At 68.7% G+C, this 20,119-nt stretch carries 15 protein-coding genes and 1 tRNA gene; 6 read left to right on the forward strand and 10 right to left on the reverse strand.

From position 1 onward, the window contains the following. Positions 1-2 precede the first annotated feature (2 nt). Entirely contained in the window at positions 3-1,271 is a 1,269-nt protein-coding gene (locus tag HDA45_RS28975; protein WP_184900598.1) for a condensation domain-containing protein, read from the reverse strand. Further along, a complete protein-coding gene (locus HDA45_RS28980) occupies positions 1,259-3,547 on the reverse strand; it encodes a peptidase domain-containing ABC transporter (protein ID WP_184900600.1) in 2,289 nt (762 codons plus the stop codon). The genes HDA45_RS28975 and HDA45_RS28980 overlap by 13 nt, the downstream gene beginning before the upstream one ends. A gap of 435 nt (positions 3,548-3,982) precedes the next feature. Here HDA45_RS28980 and HDA45_RS28985 point away from each other — a divergent pair. The 4 genes from HDA45_RS28985 (at position 3,983) to HDA45_RS29000 (ending at position 8,488) form a co-directional block, all read left to right on the forward strand. Continuing rightward, positions 3,983-4,055 (forward strand) — tRNA-Phe (locus HDA45_RS28985). A 55-nt stretch (positions 4,056-4,110) separates the two neighbouring features. Continuing rightward, positions 4,111-5,151 (forward strand): phenylalanine--tRNA ligase subunit alpha, encoded by a 1,041-nt coding sequence (gene pheS, locus HDA45_RS28990; RefSeq protein ID WP_184900602.1) that lies wholly within the window; start codon positions 4,111-4,113, stop codon positions 5,149-5,151. Then, a complete protein-coding gene (locus tag HDA45_RS28995) occupies positions 5,148-7,214 on the forward strand; it encodes a phenylalanine--tRNA ligase beta subunit-related protein (RefSeq protein ID WP_184900604.1) in 2,067 nt (688 codons plus the stop codon). The genes pheS and HDA45_RS28995 overlap by 4 nt, the downstream gene beginning before the upstream one ends. Next, on the forward strand, positions 7,211-8,488 hold the full coding sequence (locus HDA45_RS29000; protein WP_184900607.1) for an alanine--tRNA ligase-related protein: 1,278 nt from the start codon (positions 7,211-7,213) through the stop codon (positions 8,486-8,488). The genes HDA45_RS28995 and HDA45_RS29000 overlap by 4 nt, the downstream gene beginning before the upstream one ends. Before the next feature lie 20 nt (positions 8,489-8,508). Here HDA45_RS29000 and HDA45_RS43080 read toward each other — a convergent pair whose 3' ends face one another. The 7 genes from HDA45_RS43080 to HDA45_RS29035 form a co-directional block, all read right to left on the reverse strand. Beyond that, positions 8,509-9,552: an LD-carboxypeptidase gene (locus tag HDA45_RS43080; protein ID WP_184900609.1), complete on the reverse strand. Its 1,044-nt coding sequence runs from the start codon at positions 9,550-9,552 to the stop codon at positions 8,509-8,511. 541 nt (positions 9,553-10,093) lie between these two features. After that, positions 10,094-11,278 (reverse strand): cytochrome P450, encoded by a 1,185-nt coding sequence (locus tag HDA45_RS43085; RefSeq protein WP_184900611.1) that lies wholly within the window; start codon positions 11,276-11,278, stop codon positions 10,094-10,096. Beyond that, positions 11,275-13,332 carry a hypothetical protein gene (locus tag HDA45_RS29015; protein WP_184900614.1) on the reverse strand — a complete coding sequence of 686 codons (2,058 nt, stop codon included), beginning with the start codon at positions 13,330-13,332 and terminating at the stop codon, positions 11,275-11,277. Before HDA45_RS29015 ends, HDA45_RS43085 begins: the two co-directional genes overlap by 4 nt. Before the next feature lie 14 nt (positions 13,333-13,346). After that, a complete protein-coding gene (locus tag HDA45_RS29020; protein WP_184900616.1) occupies positions 13,347-14,696 on the reverse strand; it encodes an alanine racemase in 1,350 nt (449 codons plus the stop codon). Position 14,697: 1 nt separating this feature from the next. Next, complete coding sequence (locus tag HDA45_RS29025) at positions 14,698-15,738, reverse strand: amino acid--tRNA ligase-related protein (RefSeq protein WP_221471259.1); 1,041 nt, start codon at positions 15,736-15,738, stop codon at positions 14,698-14,700. Further along, positions 15,716-16,669, reverse strand: a complete 954-nt coding sequence (locus tag HDA45_RS29030) for a hypothetical protein (protein WP_184900618.1) — start codon at positions 16,667-16,669, stop codon at positions 15,716-15,718. The genes HDA45_RS29025 and HDA45_RS29030 overlap by 23 nt, the downstream gene beginning before the upstream one ends. Next, positions 16,669-17,475, reverse strand: coding sequence for a methyltransferase domain-containing protein (locus HDA45_RS29035; RefSeq protein ID WP_184900621.1), 807 nt, complete (start codon positions 17,473-17,475; stop codon positions 16,669-16,671). The genes HDA45_RS29030 and HDA45_RS29035 overlap by 1 nt, the downstream gene beginning before the upstream one ends. A 265-nt stretch (positions 17,476-17,740) precedes the next feature. On the opposite strand from HDA45_RS29035, the gene HDA45_RS29040 reads away from it, so the two are divergent. Together HDA45_RS29040 and HDA45_RS29045 are read left to right on the forward strand one after the other, a co-directional pair. Beyond that, entirely contained in the window at positions 17,741-18,313 is a 573-nt protein-coding gene (locus HDA45_RS29040; protein WP_184900623.1) for a hypothetical protein, read from the forward strand. A 14-nt stretch (positions 18,314-18,327) separates the two neighbouring features. Next, positions 18,328-18,912 carry a hypothetical protein gene (locus HDA45_RS29045; protein WP_184900625.1) on the forward strand — a complete coding sequence of 195 codons (585 nt, stop codon included), beginning with the start codon at positions 18,328-18,330 and terminating at the stop codon, positions 18,910-18,912. A gap of 194 nt (positions 18,913-19,106) precedes the next feature. On the opposite strand, the gene HDA45_RS29050 is transcribed toward HDA45_RS29045, so the two are convergent. After that, positions 19,107-20,066, reverse strand: coding sequence for a helix-turn-helix transcriptional regulator (locus HDA45_RS29050; protein WP_184900627.1), 960 nt, complete (start codon positions 20,064-20,066; stop codon positions 19,107-19,109). Between the last annotated feature and the right edge of the window lie 53 nt (positions 20,067-20,119).

Below are 20,119 nucleotides of genomic sequence, written 5' to 3' on the forward strand. Positions count from 1 at the left end.
GGTCACGACGGTCCCGCCGCCTTTCGCACGTGGTCCATGATCGATCGGGCCAGCGGCTCGCCCACCCGTTCCCCGTCGTAGACGAGGTCGAGGGCGATCCGGTCCCGATGTTCCGCGCACCGCAGGTGCAAGGCCCACGAGCTGCGGTGGGAATCCTGAAGCAGCGGATAAGCGTCGGCGGTCACCCGGAGTCCGCCGGTGGACGGCGGCCGGTCCGGACCGCCGGTGGCGTCGAGCAAGTTGACGTAGATGTCCATACCGGGGGCGGTCACGGAACCGGAACCGAACCCGGGCACCAGATCGTCCAGGTCGTCAGCGGTGACCTGGTGGTAGCGCAAGGCGTTCAGCAGCTGTCCGCGTACCTCGGCCAGGAGCGCGGCGTCGTCCGCGCCCGGCCGGCGCAAGGCGATCGGGCACGCGGCGGCGAACATGCCGACCACCTCGCGGTCCGCGGACAGCCGGGTGTCCATCGAGGTCCACATCCCGGCCCGTGGCAGACCGGCGCATTCGGTGGCGGCACGGGCGAACGCGGCGACCACCCACTGCAGCGGGGTGTGCCCCGTCCGCCCGGTGGCGGCGCGGAGCGATCCCGTCACCCGGCCGTCCAGCTCCAAGGTGATCACCCCGCTTTCGGTCTCCGTCGCCGACGGCGGGCGCACCCACGGGTTCTCGGCGCAGAATTCCAGCCGGTCGCGCCAGCTCTCCTTGGCCCGCGCGAGGGTGCGGGCGGTCGCTCTTGTCCGCTGGCGGGTGGCGGCCTCGGCGAAGGACGGTGCCGCCGGGAGGGAGGGGCGGCCTCGGGTGCGTGCCGCGTAGCAGGCCCACAGGTCCCTGCCGAACAGTTCGCGCGCCCGTGCGTCGAAGAAGAGACGGTGGAACGTCGCGAGAAAGGCGTGATGGTGGTCGTCCCTGCGGAGCAGAATGAAGGAGCAGGGGAGTGCGTTGTCCCACGGGCGCAGCAAATCCCGCGAAAGCAAGGCCGACGCGTAGCGCCCGAACTGCGCCGAGGACGCGGCGGTGACCTCCAGGCACCGCACCGGTTCCTCATCCGCGGCGAGTTCGACCGGATGCTGGCCCGTGCCGTCGATCCGCATGCGCAAGGCGTCGTGCCGTCGCACGCAGTCCCGGACGGCGGCGGTCAGGGCGGCGGGGTCGAGGTCGCCGATGATCTCGTAGGACAGCTGGACGTTGCGGTAGACCCGGCCGCCGCGCAGTTTGGCGTCGAGCCAGTCCTGTTCGTAGGTCAGCGGGGCGGAAGTCAGCTCAGGCACGAGAATTCCCCGCCCCGCTCGGCCAGTTCCGCCGGCGTCCCGGCGTCCACGATCCGGCCGTCCCGCAGCACGACGACCTGATCGGCGTCCTCCAGCACGGTCAGCCGGTGCGCGATCACGACGACGGTGATGCCCGTCCCGATCAGTCCGCGCAGGATGTTCCGCTCCAGCGCCGGGTCGAGCGCGCTGGTCGCCTCGTCGAAGATGAGCAGGCGCGGTTTGCGGGTCAGCGCCCTGGCCAGCACGATGCGCTGCCGCTGGCCGCCGGAAAGCCCATGGCCGCTCGGTCCCACCAGGGTCTGGTAGCCCATCGGCATCGACTCGATCTCGGCGTCGACATGCGCGAGGGCGATCGCGGCGCGCACGTCCTCGACGGCCGTACCCGCCGATCCGAAAAGGATGTTCTCCTCGATGGTGCCGTTGAACAGATGCGCGTTCTGGTTGATGTAGCCGATCCGCCGCCGATGCGTCGGCCGGTCCAGCGCGGACAGATCGGTGCCGTCGAAGGTGATCGTGCCGGAAGTGGGCAGATGCAACCCGGCGAGCAGCATCCCCAGCGTCGACTTCCCGGAGCCGGACCTGCCGACCACCACGACGAAGCGGCCGGGCTCCACCTGGATGTCCACATCGGACAGTGCGAGCGCGGGGGCGCCGGGATACCGATAGGAGACGGAGGTCGCGCTGATCCGCCCCGGCTCGGCGACACCTTCACCGGCGAGCAGGCCACGCGGTTCGGGTTCCGAGCGCAGCACGTCGTTCAACCTCGCCAGGGTCGGCTTCACCGCGGCCAGTTCGGAGGCCGCGCCGAACACGCCTTCCAGCGGGATGAACAGCGCCATGGTCAGCGACATGAAGCCGAGCGCCGCGCCGAGGGACATCTGGCCGTCCAGCACCCGCCAGACACCGGCGACGATGACCACGAGAGGAGCGCCGAATTGCACTGTCCGGCTCAGCGACGTGGTGACGGCCAGGCTGCGCCGTGCGCCGAGGCGTTTGTTCACCTCACGGACCAGCGAATGCGACCAGCGCTCGACGGCGAGGGACTCCAGGCCGCTGGCCTTGAGCGTGGTGATGCTCTCCAGCAGGTCCACCAGTTCGTCCTGCGCCTTCGCCTGGCGCTCGAGCACTTCCTGGCCGAGATGGATCTGGCGACGCCAGGTGAGGGCGAGCAGCCCGGTCTGCGCGCCGATCAGCAGGACGACCAGAACGGCGAGCGTCCCGTCGGCGAAGACGAGCGCCGTGAGGTAGACGACGATCAGCACGCTGTCGAACGCGGCGGAAACGGCCGTCAGGCTCAGCACCTGGGTGACCGCGCCGCTGGCACGCACCCGCATCGTCAGATCGCCGGAGTTGCGGACGGTGAAGTAGTCGTACGGCAGGGAAGCGAGATGTCGCGCTGTCCCGAGGCTCAGTTGTTTCTCGACGACCGCTTGCCGCCGGGTGACCATGAACGACCTGAACACCTGTAGCGCCAGGAAGAGCACGCCGAGCGCGAGGATCCCGGCGAGGACGGCGGCCAGCGAGCCGGTCGCCTTGCCCGGCAGGACCTTCTCGACCAGGAAGCCGGTGGTGAGCGGGAGGGTGGCTTCGAGGCCCATGAGCGCCGTGGTGGCCACCGTCAACTTGGCCAGTTCCTTGCCCCGCGGCAGGAATTGCACGAGCTGGCGCCAAGGATTTCGTTCGCCCGCCGTTCCGGCACCCGCTCCGGCTTTGGCCGCTCCGGCCAGCGGCGGGTCGAACTCCAAGGCGACGCCGGTGAACGCCTCGTCGACGGCCGCCCTGCTCAACCGCCTTCGCCCGAAAGCCGGGTCGATGACGTCGACGTGGTCCCGGGTCGCCCCCTCGAGTACGACGAAGTGGTTGAAGTTCCAGAACAGGATGGCGCCGGGGGTCAGCCGCCGCAGCGCGTCCAGATCGGCGCGCACCCCCCGGCCGTTGACGCCGTGCTCCCTGGCGATCTCGAGCAGAGTGCGGGCGGAGGCGCCGTTGCGCCCGGCGTCCGCGCGGGCGCGGATCGAGTCGAGGCCGACGTCGACACCGTGCTGGCGCAGCATCATCACCAAGCACGCCGGACCGCAGTCGCTGACCTGCGTCTGCAGGCAGACGGGGATCCGGTTCCCCGCTCGCCATCGGACGGCGGATTCCCGGAGGGTGGAGAACAGACCGGTGAGGCTTCTCCTGGTCCGCGCGGCCGACTCGTCGCCGAGCACCGGGCCGTTCCCGTCGGACCTGTTGTGTTCGAGCGCCTCGGTGCGGAAGCGGGTGTTCGTCGGCATCGTGCCCCGTCCTTGTCGCCGGTCGTTCCGGTGCGGCCGTCAGAAATTCGCGCGGGTGGCGGCGAATGGCCGGCGTGGGCCGGGAGGATGCCCGGCCCACGCCGCTTTCGCGTGACCTACTTGGGGTCGCCGCAGAGCGGGGCGTACAGCGTGCCACCGACGATGTCGTCCAGCTCCTCGTCGGAAAGGCCGACGATGTTGACGTTGTCGAACATTTTTCATTCCTTTCTCAGGTGAATCCGGTAGCCGTTTCTCTGGCTATTCGGATTCGAATCGGAATTGCGATTTCGACTTTATGGGCCCCGGCTTTCCATTCACAAGTGGCGCCGCCGGGCCGGAATTCCCGCCGATGCGCCCGTCCCGCCGGCGGGACAGGAAGTGCCCGGCGGGGTGGTGCCCGCGCCGCGGTCGTTCCGGTACCGTCATGATCACCGAGGCGAGGTAGCTCAGCAGGTAGAGCACGCGACTGAAAATCGCGGGGCCGGCGGTTCGATCCCGTCCCTCGCCACCGGATACGGGGCGGTCTCGAGTGTGGTAATGGCGGTTCGAGGGGTGAGGCAAGGGTGTCTGTGACAGCCATCGAAGAAATAACGCGGCAGTTCGAGATCGCCCTGCGCGAAGCGGGAACGGTCGCCCAGCTCGACGCCATGCGGCTCAAATTCTTCGGAAAGCGAAGCGAGTTCAAGGCGATGTTCCGTGCGCTGGGCGGCCTCGAACCCGAGGAACGCAAAGCGAAGGCCGTCGTGCTCAACGCGGAGTTCGATCGGCTGGAACGCGAATTCGCCGCGCGGCTGGCCGAAGTCGGCAGGCAGGAGAGCGAAGCGCGCTGGCGTGCCGAGGCCGTCGACATCACCCTGCCGGGACTCGCTCCCCGCCGTGGTGCCTGGAATCCGGTCACCGAAGTCGAACAGCGGTGCCTGGCGGTGCTGCGGCAGCTCGGCTTCGAATTCCGCTCCGGCCCGGAAGCCGAGGACCCCTATTACAACTTCGACGCGCTGAACATCCCGGCGCATCATCCGGCCAGGGATCTGCAGGACACGTTCTGGCTGGACACGGGCGCGGTGCTCCGTTCGCATACGACGACGGTCCAGGCGCGCGTGCTCGCCGGGAAACCGGCGCTGCCGATCAAAGTGGCTTCCGCCGGGCGTGTCTATCGCAACGAGGCCGTCGACGCCACCCATCTGGCGATGTTCCACCAGCTCGAGGGTTTCTGGGTGGACAACGGTCTCTCACTGGCCGATCTGAAGGGCGTGCTCGCCTTCGTCGTCCGGGAACTGTACGGACCCAAGGCGCGGATCAGGTTCAAGCCCAAGTACTACCCGTACACCGAACCGTCGGTCGGGCTGGACATCAGCTGCACCCGGTGCGGTGGCGACGGCTGCGACGCCTGCCACCGGGTCGGCTGGGTGACGCTGATGGGCGCGGGCATGATCCACCCGAACGTGCTCCGCGAGTTCGGCTACGACCGGCCCGGCGTCCGCGGTCTCGCCTTCGGCTGGGGTCTCACCCGGATGACGGCGCAATGGCTCGGGCTGAGCAAGATCCGGCAGCTGTACGAGGTCAAGCAGCGTCAATTCCAGTACCTGGATCGGGAGCAGATGTGAAACTGTCGGTGAGCCTGCTGCGGTCCTATTGCCCGGCGCTTCCCGCCGGTGCATCCGACGTGCGGCAAGCGCTGGACGAGGCGGGCATCGAGGTCAAAGGAGTCGAGTCCGCGGGCGGCGACACGGTGATCTCCGTCGAGCTGCTGGCCAACCGCGGCGACCACCGCTGCTATACCGGGGTGGCCAGGGAACTCGCGGCCAGGCTGGACGGGGTGGTGGCCGCGCCGCCGTCGCGGCTCCTGACGGTCGCCGAGGACAACGGGTTCCCGGTGGTGGTGCGCACCGAGAAATGCCTCGCGTACACGCTCACCCCGCTCGTGGTCCGCGACAGCGGCGTCCTGTTGCCCGGTGAGGTCCGCTCCGCTTTGGCCGTCGCGGAAGAGACGACCGGGTCGGTGATCGTGGACGCCACCAACGCGGCGGCACTCGAACTCGGCCAGCCGACACACGCCTTCGACGCGGACCGGCTCACCGGCACGATCGAGGTCCGGCTGTCCGGCGCGGGCGAGACAGCCTTGCTGCTCGGCGAGACGACGCGCCGGGAGCTTCCCGAGGGGACGATCGTGATCGCCGACGAGGTCAAGGTGCTCGCGGTGGCCGGGGTGATCGGCTGCGAGGAGTCGCGGGTCACCGAGAACACCCGGCGCGTGCTGCTCGAATCCGGCACCTTCGATCCCGTCGAGGTACGCAAGGCGGCCTCCGCGCTCAACGTGCGCACCGCGGCTTCACAGCGATTCGAGCGTGGCGGCGACCCGACGTTGCCCTTGGCCGGCGCCGGACGTGTCGTGCGGTTGCTCGAAGAATGCGGCGCGGCCGCCGTCTCGGGCCCGACGGTCTGCGCCCGCGAGTGGCACGGTGACCTGCCGGTGATCGACGTGGATTTCGACGACCTCGCGGATTTCCTCGCCATCCCTTCGTCGCCGGAGGACGTCGTGCGGCGGCTGGCGGGCTACGGTCTGCGCCACCTGGAGGGCGGGCGGTTCCAGGTACCGGGCAGCCGGATCTGGGACCTCGTCGAGGCCCAGGACGTCTACGAGGAGCTGGCCCGCAACATCGGTTACGACGAGTTGCCCGGTTCTGCTTCCTTCTCCGGTTCCGGGGTCGGGCAGTCGGACGAGGCCGCGGATCTCCGCGCGGCAGGCGAAATCCTGGTGTCCCTGGGGTTCTACGAGGTCTTCACCGACAGCTTCTACGACCGCTCGCTGCTGAAGCGGCTGGGCGTCGAGCCGGATTCCCCCTTGGCGCACCATATTCGGTTGGTCGACGCCGCCGATCGTCACTACGAGTTCCTCAAGAACAACTGTCTCGCCCAGGCCGTGGAAGCGGTCGACATCAACCTCCGCAACCACTCCCCGGATCTCCGGCTGTTCGAACTGGCCACGGTGTTCCGGCCGGACCGGGACGGCGGCTGCGCCGAGCGGAGCCTGCTGTGGGCGATCTGCGCCGGCTCCGGGCTGCCCCACGGCTGGGACGGGAAACAGCGGCCGGTCGACCTGTTCTTCGCGAAGGGCGCGGTGGAAGAGATCGCGAACGCGCTCAACCGCGACCTGACCGTGCGCCTGCCCGACGAAGCCGAGCATCCGCTGACGCCGTACCTGCACCCCAACCGCGCCGCCGTCCTGTACTTCGACGGTGTGCCCGCGGGCGTGCTGGGCGAAATCCATCCGGAGGTCCTCAAGCGGTTCGGCGTGACGGGCGTCCGGCCGGTGTACCTCGAGCTGGAGACGTCGGCGTTGACCGCGGCCCCGGCCAAACCACGTCCGCCGCTCGAAGACGTTCCGCCGATCACCCGGATGCTGGACTTCGTGTTGCCCGCGCCGGTCTCCTCGGCCGAGGTGATGGAGGTCCTGCGCGCGGCGGCCCCGGATCGCCTGCGCGACCTGCGGGTGACCGACGTGTTCGTGGATCCCGGCCAGTTCGGTGTAGGCGCCCGGTCCGTCACTTATCTCCTCGTCCTCGCCGTCGAGCCGACGCCGACTTCGGAGGAGTTGAACGCCGAGGTCCAGCTCATGATCGACGCGGTGGCCACGGTGTTCGGTGACGAAGGGGTCGTGCTGCGATGACGGCCGAAGACATCGAGCGGGCCCGGGGGCGCCGGGCCCGGCTGGACGGGCTGGCGGACGGCTTCATGGCGCACTTCCGTGCGGCGGGTTTCGGGGAACTCACCCCCGAGCCCGCCGTGCCCACCGAGGACCGGACGATCCTTTTCACCAATTCCGCCGTGGTGCCGTTCAAACCCTTTCTGCGCGGGGACCGGGATTTCGGCGGAAACGGGGTGATGGTCCGGCAGCCCTGCGTGCGCGCACACAACTTCGGCGCGGTCTTCGCCGAAAGGTTCGCCACCGAATTCCTGCTGCAGTTCGAAATGCTCGGCGCGCTGTTCACCGCCGACGGCGCCGAGGCGGCGGCGGTCGTCACCGGGGACTATTTCTCGCGGGCACTCGGGCTCGCCCCGGAGGACGTGCTCTTCCATGTCGCCTCCGACGACACGGACCTCATCGGGCTGTGGCGCTCCGTCTGGCCGGGACCGGTGGAGACTGATGCCTTCAAACGCTCATATTATCGCTGGGGTTTCGGCGATCCGAGGCTTTCCGGCCGTGGCGCCACATTCGCCATCGCTCAGGGCGACGGCACCTATCGCGATCTCGGCAACCTGATCGCGTTCGAGAACGAAGGCGAGGCGACCCACTACGGGTTCGGCATCGGCCTGGAAACCTTGGCCGTCTGCCTGGACCGGCTGCCCTGGGTACTCGAATGTGTTCCCGCGGGCGCCGTCTCCCCACTGTCCACAACGGACGAAGGCAAACTGGCCGACCTCGTCGGTCTCCTGGTCCGCCTCTACGCGGACGACGTGCGCATCTCTTCGCGGGCACAGGGGCACGTGCTGCGCAAGGCCGTCGGCTTCACCTTGAAGATGGCCGAGCGGCTCGGCACGAGCCAGGACCGGATCCTCGGCAGGATCGCCGATCTCGCCGCCGTCGAGGCGCCGGGGAAGCCGGTCGCGGAGTTCGTCCGCGACGACTTCGCGCGGATCTCCACCGAGCGCACGGTTTCGCGGAAACACGACCTGTCCTTCTGGTGCGAAAAGGAGACTTCGCCGGACGAACTGGCCGCCGCGGTGGCGGCGACCGGTTTCCCGGATGTGGTCGGCCTGGCCGCGGAGGTCAAGGACGTGTGGGACGGGGCCTCCGCGCCCGGCAGACGCTCCGTGACCCTCGGCGTCGAAATGGACCTTCCCGTCCAGTCGGGCCGAGACGACGCCAAGGAAGTCCTGCGGCGGGTCGCCGCGCGGCTGGGTTCCGAGTTCGGCGTGGCGTTGCGCGGCGAAATCCGCTGATCCTCACGGCGATCGAAAGCTCAGTACGTCACGAAGATCCGCTCGGCGACGCCGTCCACCCGGATCGAGCCACCGTAAGGGATCACCAGCTGCGGATCGGTGTGGCCGAAATCCACGTCGAACACGGCCATCATCTCCGGCGCGTACTCATCCAGCGCCCGGAGCACGGCGGCGCGCTGGGCGGCGCGGTAGGCCGCACTCTCTTCGGGCGTGGTCGGCCGGTCCAGTGCCCACGTCTTCGGCTTGGCGAACAGCAGCGCAGAGAACTGGCGCAACAGGCCGCGTTCACCCATGCAGCGCAGGACGCGATAGACCTCCTCGTCGGAGGGCAGCTCCTCCGACGTCTCCAGGATCAGGACCTGGCCCGCGTACTCCTCCACCGGCCGCACGGCCTTGTCGGCCATCAGCAGCCAGGACACGATCGCCAGATTGCCGCCCCAGCTCCGCCCGGTGACCACCCGGCCGGGGTTGTGCCACCACCACGGATCGCACGGCCGCATCGTCGGCTGCGCGGCGAAGGTGCCGGGTTCGGCCCAATCCCGGTCGATGTCGCCGTATTCGGACGCCGCGCGCAGCTCGTACTCGCCGGAGGTGAACAGCGCGGCCCGCGCCGACTCCGCCGTCAGCGGATGCATCTGCCCCGGCCTGCCGAACTGGGTCATCACCGAGGCGCCGTGGTACCCGACGATGTCCAGCATGGCCAGGTACGCCAGCAGGTTCGTGTTGTCGCTGAAGCCGAAGAACGGCTTGGGGCAGGCTCGCAGCAGCTCCGGGTCCAGATGTGACAGCATCGCGATCTGGGCGTCCCCGCCGATGGTGGAGATCACCGCCTTGATACCGGGATCGGCGAACGCGGCGTGCAGGTCGGCCGCTCGTTCCGCCGAGCCGCTGCCCATCCGTCGCGTCGTCGGATACTCCACCGGTTCCAGCCCGAAATCCTCGCGCAACCTGCGCAGGCCCAGTTCGTGGGGGAGCGGCAACGCCCCCGGCAGACCGTGGGAGGGCGAGAGGATCGCCACGCGGTCACCGGGCTTCGGTTTCGGCGGGTACACGAGTGAGCACACGCGTGCACATTAGCCCAGGGGCACGGCAAGGTTGTCTATCCACTGGTCATCAGGGGCCTGACACCTTCCCGGCTGGCGTGCCGGAGTCGGCGACAGGGACGGGGCCGTCGAAGAAGACATCTACCTGACTGTCCACAGAGGACAACTTGGGCGGAGTAAATGTCCGACTGATGCCCATTTGCACGCTTTGCGAGCGCGGTCGTTAGTGGTAAGGACGGTTCTATTGAGAGGTAAGGCAAATGTGGCGTGTTCGCAACGCCTGGTCCGTGGCTTCCCTCGGTGCCGGCGCCTCTCTGTCGCGCCGATGTCGCGAAAGCCACTTTCGGGACGTCAGATGTCCCGAAAGTGGCTTTCGCGACACTCGAAGCAGCACGCAGCCAAGCGATCATCCGACACGTATGCCTTACCCCTCAGCTAGAACACCACTTGCCACTCACGAGCGCGGCTGGCTCCTGTCAGCCAGTCCAGAACCACGCCGCGAAGGACCTCGTCCGTTCAGGCGACTTCGAGAACGCGTGCACATTAGCCGGACCCGGCCCGGTCAGCGGGGCCCCACCGCGATACGGCGCCAGGCCGTGGTGCCGAAGGAAGGGGTGCGCACCGCCTCCAGCAGCGCCGGATCGGCGGTGTCCGCCCAGTTCACCGCGGCGAGCAGGCCTTCCTGCACCACGACTCTGGCCAGCGCGGCGCCGAGGCAGTAGTGGCCACCGTGCCCGAAGGACAGGTGGGGGCCGGTTTCGCGGGATGGGTCGAACCGGTCGGGGTCCGGATGGGCCGCCGGATCCCGGTTGGCCGCCGCGATGACCAGCACCACCCTGGCCCCCGCCGGCAGGAGCCGCTCCCCGGCGCGGAGCTCGGTGGTCGTCACCCTGGGCACGAAATGGAAAGGGGCGTCATACCGAAGCGCTTCTTCGACGACGGCGCCGACGGTGCCGCGATCGACCCGTATCCGTTCCCCGGCCCCGAGTACCTCGGTCAAAGCCGTGCCGAGGCAACTGGCCACCGGGTCGATCCCGCCGGTGAGCAGTTGCGTGAACAGGGCGGTCGCCGAGTCCGGGTCCAGCGACCGGAGCCCGGTCAGCGCGCCGTCCTCCCGCGAGCCGAGCCCGGGCAGGACGACGTCGGCCAGGTAGCCGCGGAGGTCGTCGACGGCACGGACCGCGGTGGCGGCTTTTTCCGGATCGGCGCTCGGGGTGGACAGGTACCCCATGAGGTCGGCCGACCAGCCGCGCAGCAGATCGGTGTCGGTCTCATCCGCGCCGAGCACGGCGCAGGTGAGCCGGGCGGCGAGCGGCTCGGCGAACCGGGCGCAGAGGTCGGCCGGGCCGCTCGGGAGGCAGGCCACCAGCCCGGTGGCGATCTCACGGGCGCGGACCCGCCAGAGTTCGGCGGTCTTCCTGGTGAAATCGGCGGAGATCGCGGAGCGGAGCCGATGTTGCCTCGGCGGATCGCTGAACACCATCCAGGAGTCGAAGAACTCCTCGGCGCGGTCGATCACGGCCAGTTCCGCCGCCGTCCACGAACGGTCGTGATCGACGAAGTCGCCGGGGCAGGCGGAGAGATCCCGCCGCAGCAGCAGGGTTTTCACCAGTTCGTGGCCGGTGACGTACCAGGTCTTGGTGGGAGCGTGCCAGTGCACCGGGTCGACCGACCGCAGTTCCGCGTAGACGGGGTACGGGCTGGCGCCGCCGGTGCTCAGCGCGGTGAGCCGCTCGTCCACGGTCACCGCGGTCGCACCCACACCGGACGGGAGGCGAAGTTGATCGTGCCGGAGGCGACGACGAAACCGTGCAGGAACTCCTGGTGGCTGTGCGCCTGCGGGTCCAGCTTCGCGGTGATGGTGACCTCTCGCGTGCCCTCGAGCCGGATCCGTTGCACCTCGGGAAAGGACACGCCGTTCTTGGCGCAGTTCTCGGTGTAGACGCCGATCCAGGCGGGCCGCGCGCCGGAACCGGGGTCGGAACCGATGTCCAGCGTCACGTCGACCTCGCTGCCCTGATACCAGGTTTCCGCACCACGCAACGAAACACGCGTGATCGGGCCCGCCGCGTCCAGATCCTCGACGACTCCGCAGCGCCCGCAGCTCCTGGTGTTCCTCGCGATCCGCGGGAGCACCGGATGCTCGAACCGCTGAGCGTGGCATTCCCGGCCGCAATGGGGACAGTCCGGCGCGGCCGCGGTGGTGTCGTGCGGCTCGAGCACCTCACGCCAAAGGTCGTCGAAGTTCAGGAAGGACGTGGTCCCGCGCCCCTGCAGGGCTTGCGCCAGTTCCCGCTCGGCCTTGCCGACCGCCTTGGCGAGCCCGTCCAGCCGCCGCGTGATCCGGCCGGCGTCCCCGGTGGACACCGAACCGAGCATGGTCCTCGCCAGCGAAGCCACCTGATCGCGCAGGTTCACGGCGATGTTCCCTTGCCTGGCGTAACGGAAACCGAGGTGGACGGCCTCGCCGAGGCCGTCGATCGAGCGACCGAGCCGCCGGATCTCCGCAGGCACCCCCGGCGCGCGGTCCTCGACGGCGGCGGCGTCCGAGCGACCGAGCGCCCGCCGGGAACGGGGAGAGGTCAGCACCACGTGGACGGGCTTGTCCCGCTTCGCCGCCGCGTCCATGGTCCGTACCGCGGCGGCGAGCGTTCCGCCCGGCGAGCTCCGCGTACCGTCCACGACTTCGAGCGCCGGTTCCCCGCGTTCGACGGCGGGGGTGAGCCACGGCAGCCCCAGCAGGGTGAAGTACGGTCGATCCACCCGCTCGTAGCGCAGATGGTCGTTGACCGCCGCGGTGGCCATCCCGACCGTGGCCCCGCTCCGGCACGCCTCCTGGAAGATCTCGTTGAGCTTGATCACACCGTTGACCAGATACGGCGCGCCGACGTACGCGGCGGCCGTTCCCCGCAGGAAGCCCTGCGAGAGCAGGTATCGGGAAGCGAACAGACCGTCGCCGAGCCGAAGACCCATGCACGAGTTCACGAACAGCACGTCGGCGCGCACCCGTTCCGACCGCAGGATCCGCTCCACCGGGATCTCGCCGCGGAAGCAGCGGCCGGTGAACGCGCACACCGGCGCCTTGTCCGGGGCGGCGGGCGCGATCCCGGGTCCCGCCGCGCAGATCACGGTGTCGTGCAGGTGGAGCACGTCGTCCCGGCCGTGGGCGAACACCGACAGCATGGCGGTGTGGCGGTCGGTGAGGAACTCGCCCACGCGTTCCGCCGTACAGTCCCGGCGCAGGAACAACGGGCCCGCGCCGGCGGTGACCGGCACGTCGTCGAGAGCGGGCCACAGCCGTACCAAGGGCTCGTCGGGCGCGCGACGACGGTCGTGGGTGAGTCCCTTGGCCAGCAGCCAGGACACTTCCGCCGCATCGGGACCGCCGAGCAGGCCGAGCGAGCCGGTGAAGCCACGCCGCACGCGTTCCCAGAGCGCGTCGTTCATCCGCGCGATGTCCCGTTCGGTCAGCTCACCGTCGAGCGCGAACACCAGGAGGTTCTCCGCGCCGCCGGACCGGTCGACGGCCGCGCCGAATTCGGTGGCCGAAGCCAAGGTCGTCACCGGGTGACCGAGCGCGTGGCCGAGCGCGGTCGCCATGCCCCGCAACGGCGAGTTCGCGGGTACCAGGATCGCCGTCCCGCCGCGCTCGGCACCGTCCCGCCGCGTCTCGCCACTGTCGAGCGCCGCCGTCGCCTCGAGCCGCGCCGCCGGGATACCCAGCACCGGCACGGGGCCAGCCGCTTCGAGCCCGGTCAGCCGGTCGAGGTATTCGGCCTCGTCTTCGCAAGCGGTGAACACGCTTTCGCCTCCGATCACTGTTCGACGTCCACACCGTGCAAGGTGGACCACAGCGCGGCCCGTCCGGCCGAGCCGAAGATTTCGGTGACTTCCCCGCCTTCGCGGAACAAGACCGTGGGCAGCGGATGTCCCCAGGCCGAGGCGAACACGGAGGTGTAGGCGCCGCAGTTCAGCAGCGCCAGCCGATCGCCGATGACGGGCGCCGGCAGCTCGGCCGAAGCGCAGAGCACGTTCTGCGCGTCACAGGTCCGGTCGGCGACCGCGTACTCCAGCCACGGCCGGGGACCCAGCTTCACCGGAACCGGTGGATAGACCAGTTCCGGCAACGGAATCAGCAGTTCCGCGCCGACGTCCACGATCACCCACCGCCGCCCGCTGTTCTCCTTGATCCCGGTCACCGTGCACAGCGCCGTGGCAGCGTCGGCCACGAGCCACCGGCCGGGCTCGACCACGAGGGTGATGTCGTGGCCGAGGCGCGAGAGTTCCTCGGCGGCCACCCTCGCGAACTCGTCGAGGTCGGCCCCCGCGCGTTCGAACAGGAAACGCGTTTCCCAGCCGCCGCCGATGTCGATCACGTCGAGCCGGATCGAGTGCTCCCGCTCGACCCGGGTGGCGACTTCGGCCAGCCCTCGCACCGATTCCGCGAACAGTTCCCGGTCGGCGCAATGGGACAACTGATGGGCGTGCAGGCCGACGACCTTCAGCCGGTCGGAGGCCAGGCATCGGCGCAGCACGCGGGAAAACGATCCGTCGCCCGCGTCGGAGCCGAGTTTGGAGCCCGCCGCGTCGAAGTACACGGAACCGCTCGCCGCCGGGCTGACCCTGACCGCGACCTCCAGTGGACGTTCCGCCGTCGCGAACCGCTCCAGACCGTCCACATCGGACTCCGAGTCGACGACGGTCAGGAACGGCGCGGCAGCGGCCGTCCGGCGATTGTAGGCATCCCCGCGCCCGATGCCGTTGGAACACAACACCGAGCCGTCCGCGCCGTGTGCCTGGGCGAGCTGGAGCTCGAGATCGCTCATCACCTCTATACCGACCCCGGCGTCGAGCAGCGTTCGCACCACTTCCGGCGTGTAACAGGCTTTCAGCGCGTAGCAGACGCGGACGTCGCTGAAATGCCTTCCGAACGCCGAACGAACCCGCTCCGCGTTGGAGCGCAGGCGGTCGCCGTCGAAGACCAGCAAGGGCGAGCCGAAGCGGTCCAACAGTTCTTCGGCACCGTGGTCGCCAAGGAACAGCGACCCGTCCCGGAAAGCCAGGCCGATATCGGAATCGCCGATCGCGGTGAGCTCATCCGCGTCGAGGCCACGCAATCGTTCCGTCAGGCGTTCCGCACGCGCCGAGCGCGCGTCCGTGGTCACGTCAGGGATCGATCTGCTGGCCGTTGAAGCGGAGCAACAGCGGGAGGTCGCGGATGTCGTCGTGAGCCAGCAGCCACAGCATGAAGCGCTCGACACCCATCCCGAACCCGGCCGTCCGCAGCGGCGAGATCTCCCGCATCTTGACGTACCACTCGTAGTCGGAACGGTCCACCTCGTGCAGGGCGAGTGCTTCGGTGACCTCGTCCACTGTCGCGTGCCGCTCGCCGCAGCCGACCGTCTCGCCGATGCCGAACAGAAGATCGCCGTTCTGCGCCTTGTCCTTGTCCGGCCCGGCGAACGCCTGGTAGAAGGGCGTCGACAGGTGATCCATGTGGGTCACCCAGGTGAACGGGCCGCGCAAGTCCATGAGCCGCCGTTCACCCGCCCTGGTCAGTGAACGGGCGCCGGGAACATCCGTCTTGACGAAGGCCGGGTCGGCGCCGAGGAGTGAGACGGCCTCGTCGAAGGGGATCCGGTTAAAAGCCTTCGCGGCGAAGGGTTCGCGGAGGTGTTCGGCCGTACCCGCGAGATGCGCGACCAGATCCGGTGCCTGCTCGAGAAAGGCCGTCGCCAGGTGCCGGACGTAGTCGTCCACCGTCGCCGTGACCTCGTCGAGCCCGCCGACGAGTTCCGCCTCACTGTGGAAGAACTGGCACAGATGGGTGTCGTCGGCCGCCTCGCCCCGGAACGAGGGCATGACGTAGTAGACCGGCCCGTCGCTGAGGCGGCAGCTGAATTCCAGCAGGAACTGCATCGAGTCGGCGAGATAGGTGTCGACGCCCTCCAGCCGGATCCGCACCGGGCTCGAGTCGCTGCCGCGTCCCATCGGGCTCGAGATCGAACCGGTGGTCATCGGCAGGTAGGCGACCCGGCCGCCGCGCGAGCGCCAGAAGTCGACGGTCGCCACGTGGAAGAGGTCGGTCAGCTCGAAGACGTGGCGATACCAGGGCTCGGTCAGCACCGAGAGGTAGTGGCCCGCCGGGTCTCGCCAGCTGTGCGGCGGCCGGAGCGTGCCGGGGTCAGTGATGGTTTGTACGGACACGTTCACTCCCAAGGTTCAGCGTGTGGTGCAGGTGGCCGAGGCACGCGAGCGCGAACGCGGCCGCGGCGATCCGCCGGTCTTTGTAGACGTGGTCGGCGACCCAGCGCCCCAAGCCGGGGGGAGCGGAGAACAGCGGTGCGGCGAGCCACGAGAAATGCCAGAACGAGATGTCCATCGTCGCTTTGACCGCGGCGTGGAAGGCCATCGACGCGAATCCGAAGGCGGCGCGATTCCGCCACGACGCGGCGAGCGCCGGGGCGAAGCCGAGTTCGAAGGCCACGGTGGCGACACTCGCCGCCGCCGCGACGGGCCTGGGGAGGAGCGCGAGCCGTTTGCCGGCGGCGGTGCCCAGTTCTCCCCAGGAGTACCGCACCGTGCGGCCGTCCAGCCAGCGCCATCCGGAGCCGGTGAACTTGGCGAGACCGGATTGCAGGTAGACCATCGCGTACCCGGCCTGCGCGGTGGCCAGCAACGCCGATGCCAGCTGGGGGTTCCGCTCCGCCACTCCACCACGGGTGTCGGCGAAGGACAGCAGTGCGAGACCGGCGTTCAGATGACCGGTGAAGCTCCACAGTTCCCGGTCGAAGCCGACCACGTGGCGCTGCAGCGCGGCGTACGACGCGTTCGCGAGGACCTTGACCGCGGGATGCTCGACACCCACCGCCCAAGCACCGACCGAGAGCACGGTGGCCGCGCGGAGCGTCTCGTATCCGGCGGCCGACAGTCGGGTTCCCGCGCGTCGCGGCGATTGCGTCTCTTCGAGCAGTTTCGAGAACTCGGCGAAGAACGCGCCGGGCGGGAGGTGCCACACGGTACGGATGATGGCGGCCCCGAGGGTCAGCCTGGTGAGCGCCAGTCGTTCGCCCGCCGCGGGCTGGTCGAGGAAGATCTCGCGGAACCTGCGCCGTAACGGTCCGGCTGTCCGGGTCATCAGATGAACAGGGCCGGTTCGGCGCCGGGGTCGACTCGGCGATAGACGTAGGCGGTGTAATTCATGTGCTTCATGTTTTCGTTGAACGACGTGATGATGTGGTGCCACCGGCCGTACAGCGCCTCTTGGGTCGCCTCGGGCCAGTCCCCGGCGGACCTGGCGACCATCTGACGGCAGTAGTCTTCGATTTCCTGGTCGGTCTTGGTCACCGCCTGGGCGTCCGTCCGCCAATAGGGCTGCAGGGCGGGAGTGTCGTACAGGGAAATCCAATAGTCCCGGTCGTAGCGCGGAACAGGAACCTCGATGATCTCGGAAACCTGGTCCAGCAGCGCCTGGCTGGGCTCGTCACGATAGTAGAATTGGACGTCGCCGAGCAGCCCGAATTTCTTGGTGACCCGGATCTGTTCGTCCACCGCCGCCCGATGACCGTCCACAAAGGCCATCGCGCCGCCGGAAAAGACCACGTCGAAATGCTCGTCCGGGAAATTGAGCGCGCGGGTGTCCTGACATTCGTAAGCGGCGAGGTCGGCGAGTCCTTCCTGCTTGGCCCGCAGGTTCGCGGCTTCGGCCATCGCCGGTGAGATGTCCACCCCGACGACCTTCGCGCCGGTCCGCCTGGCCATTTCGCGGCTCAGGAAGCCGGCGTTGCATCCGGCGTGCAGGCCGAGCAGGCCGGGGCGCAGGCCCAGGTGCTGAGCGAAGTCGCGCACGGTCGCCAGCCCTCCGGGCGGCAGGTTCGATTCTTCGAGCATGGCCAGCAGTTCCACGTAGGGACGGCGGGTGATCTCATCTGCGGTCGGCTGCACGGAATTCTCCATAAATTGTGAAAACGGGCAGGGGTGAACCCCTCTTGCCAAGGCGAACCAAATGATTTGCCGAAAGGCTATTTAGCGAAATGCGAAACTGTCAAGGTTTGCCCTGGCCGCCAAGGCTCCTGTCCCGCCGGCGGGACGGGCCCTTGCCTGTGGCCGCAGGGATCGGCGACCATCGGAGTCGAAACCCGTGAATTTCGGAAAGGTGGCGCGGATTGCTTTCCGGTTTGCGGATGAAGCACCGATTTCGGAGGCGAACATGGTAAAAGCACGCAGACTGGCGCCGGGCACGGCCGTCACGCTGGCGGCCGCCGCTTCCTATTTCTGCGTGCAACTGGCGCACACCCTGCGGGACAGCAACCGGTGGCCTTTCTGCGCCTACAACATGTTCAACTACCACGTGCCCGACCGATGCGAGCAGTTGCGAGTCGTCTTCTACGATTCCGACGGCCGGACCACCGGGCCCACCGATCCGTGGGGCATGCTGCCGGTCGAGTTCTTCCGCGTGGTGTCCGTGCTGGAGAAGGTGTATCTCCTCGACGCGCCGGACCGCGTCAGGAAAGACTTTTCCCGTGCCGCTCTGGCCTGGATGAACCACCGGCCGTGGCCGAAGTTCGACGAAGTGCGGAGCTCCGCCACCGGGCCGTCGGCGCTGCCGCTGCGCGCGTTCGACGTCTTCCTCGTCGAGATCGGGCCGGACGAGTGCGATCCACGAGACCGATCGGACGTGTTGTCCGCGCGGCTGATCCACCGCCATGATCCGATCGGCGTGGCACCGGCCGCGGGAGAAGCGTTCGCCGGAACCGTGGACCGCGAACACGGTGATCACTGACCGGTTCGCTCATCATGGACGTGCCTCTGGTATCCACCAGGGGCACGTTCCATGGCGGACGAGACGAGGTTCAGGTGGATTCCGGGTACCAGTACTACGCCATCGTCATCAAGGGGCGCCCGCGCTGGGACGAGTCGGGGGCCGTCTCCCGGCGCCGCGTGGACGAGACGGGGTGTGCACACGACGAGATCTACACGACCGAGTCAGGCTGGACCTCCACCACGGAGTTGGCCGAGGCGGAGTCCGGTGATCAAGCGACCGAAGCCCACGCGATCACGGCGGCCTTGGCATCCAGTTTCGTCGACATCCAGAGCGGTCGCGGTGTCGGTTACGAACCAGCGGATGGGAAGTACCGTTACTTCGCCTGGTTGGACGACGACAAATCCTCATTGGACGATGCGCGCCAGGTCATCCGGACGTGGACGACTCCTCAGGGGTACGACTTCGAGAACACGTACACGCTCGATTCCGGGTGGCAGAAGAGTGATCTCCGCCTCGACGTACGCGACGCGCGCAAGAGTGGCTGGCTGAAGCCGATCACTGAGGAGGACGCCAAGCGATTCAAAGAAATCGTGGCCCACCGGCGGAGCCAGGGCTGACAAGTGAGTACGCGCACCAGAGGGGGAGGGCCGGAAGAAATGCTGCGCCGCTTCCAGTTGCCGCACGACATGGGTGATGGGCCCGCTGACCGAGGACAACACCATCTGCTGCCATGTCGTGCAGGACAGGGTCTGGGTCACACGGCCAGGCCAAGAACGCGTCCTCGGTGGAACAGCCTTGACCTGACGCATAGTCAAACCTCGATCGCGCGCAGGCACCGTTCCGCCTGGTGCCGGAGCGCGCCTTCGAGTTCCGGCGGTCCGCTGACCAGGGTGAAATCGGTCTGCACTGACGTGATCATCCACACCAGGTCGGATGTCGTCGGGGCGCCGAGGTGCAGGAGGCAGCGGTGCTCGTCGACGGCCTCGACGGCGCCCATTCCCGGCCACACCCGGTCGGCCACCGCGTCGGCCGGTTCGTGCAGCTCGACCGTCGCCTGGCACGGCCAGGCGCGCGCGGAGAGCTGTTGCGCCAGATAGGCCGCGACGTCGTCGAACGGCGGCTCGCGGGGCGTGAACCGGGCGCCGGCGGGTGGCCGCGGGGTGAGGCGATCGACGCGGAAGGTGCGCCAGTCGTCGCGGTCGACGTCGAAGGCGACGAGGTACCAGTGCCTACCGAAGTTCACCAGGCGATAGGGCTCGACGTGCCGCCGGGAGGCACCGCCGCGCGGGCTGACGTAGTCGAAGCGCAGGCGTTCGTGGCGGCGGCACGCGTCCGCGATGGTCATCAGCGTGTCCGCCGAGATCTTCGGGCCGGGCGCCACTCCAGCGCGCACGGTCGCGGTCTGGAGCGTGTTCACCCGATGCCGAAGCCGCGACGGCAGTACCTGCTCCAGCTTGGTGAGCGCGCGCAACGCGGTCTCCTCGATCCCGGTGACCGAACTGCCGGTGGCGGTGCGCAGTCCGACGGCCACCGCGACGGCTTCGTCGTCGTCGAGCAGCAGCGGCGGCAGGGACGCGCCCGCGCCGAGCCGATAGCCGGGCGTGCCTTGGAGCGCGTGCACCGGGTAGCCGAGTTCCCGCAGGCGCTCGACGTCCCGTCGCACGGTCCGCGTGGTGACGCCGAGGCGTTCGGCCAGGTCGGTACCCGGCCAGTCGCGGTGGGTCTGCAGTAGCGAAAGGAGCTTCAGCAGCCGTGCGGAGGTCTCCAGCATGGTTTTCATTCTGCCTTCCGGTTAGGACCGAAGTAGTCCTAACCGGTTTCTAG

The sequence above is a fragment of the Amycolatopsis umgeniensis genome, from assembly GCF_014205155.1.
GTDB classification, from domain to species: Bacteria; Actinomycetota; Actinomycetes; order Mycobacteriales; family Pseudonocardiaceae; genus Amycolatopsis; species Amycolatopsis umgeniensis.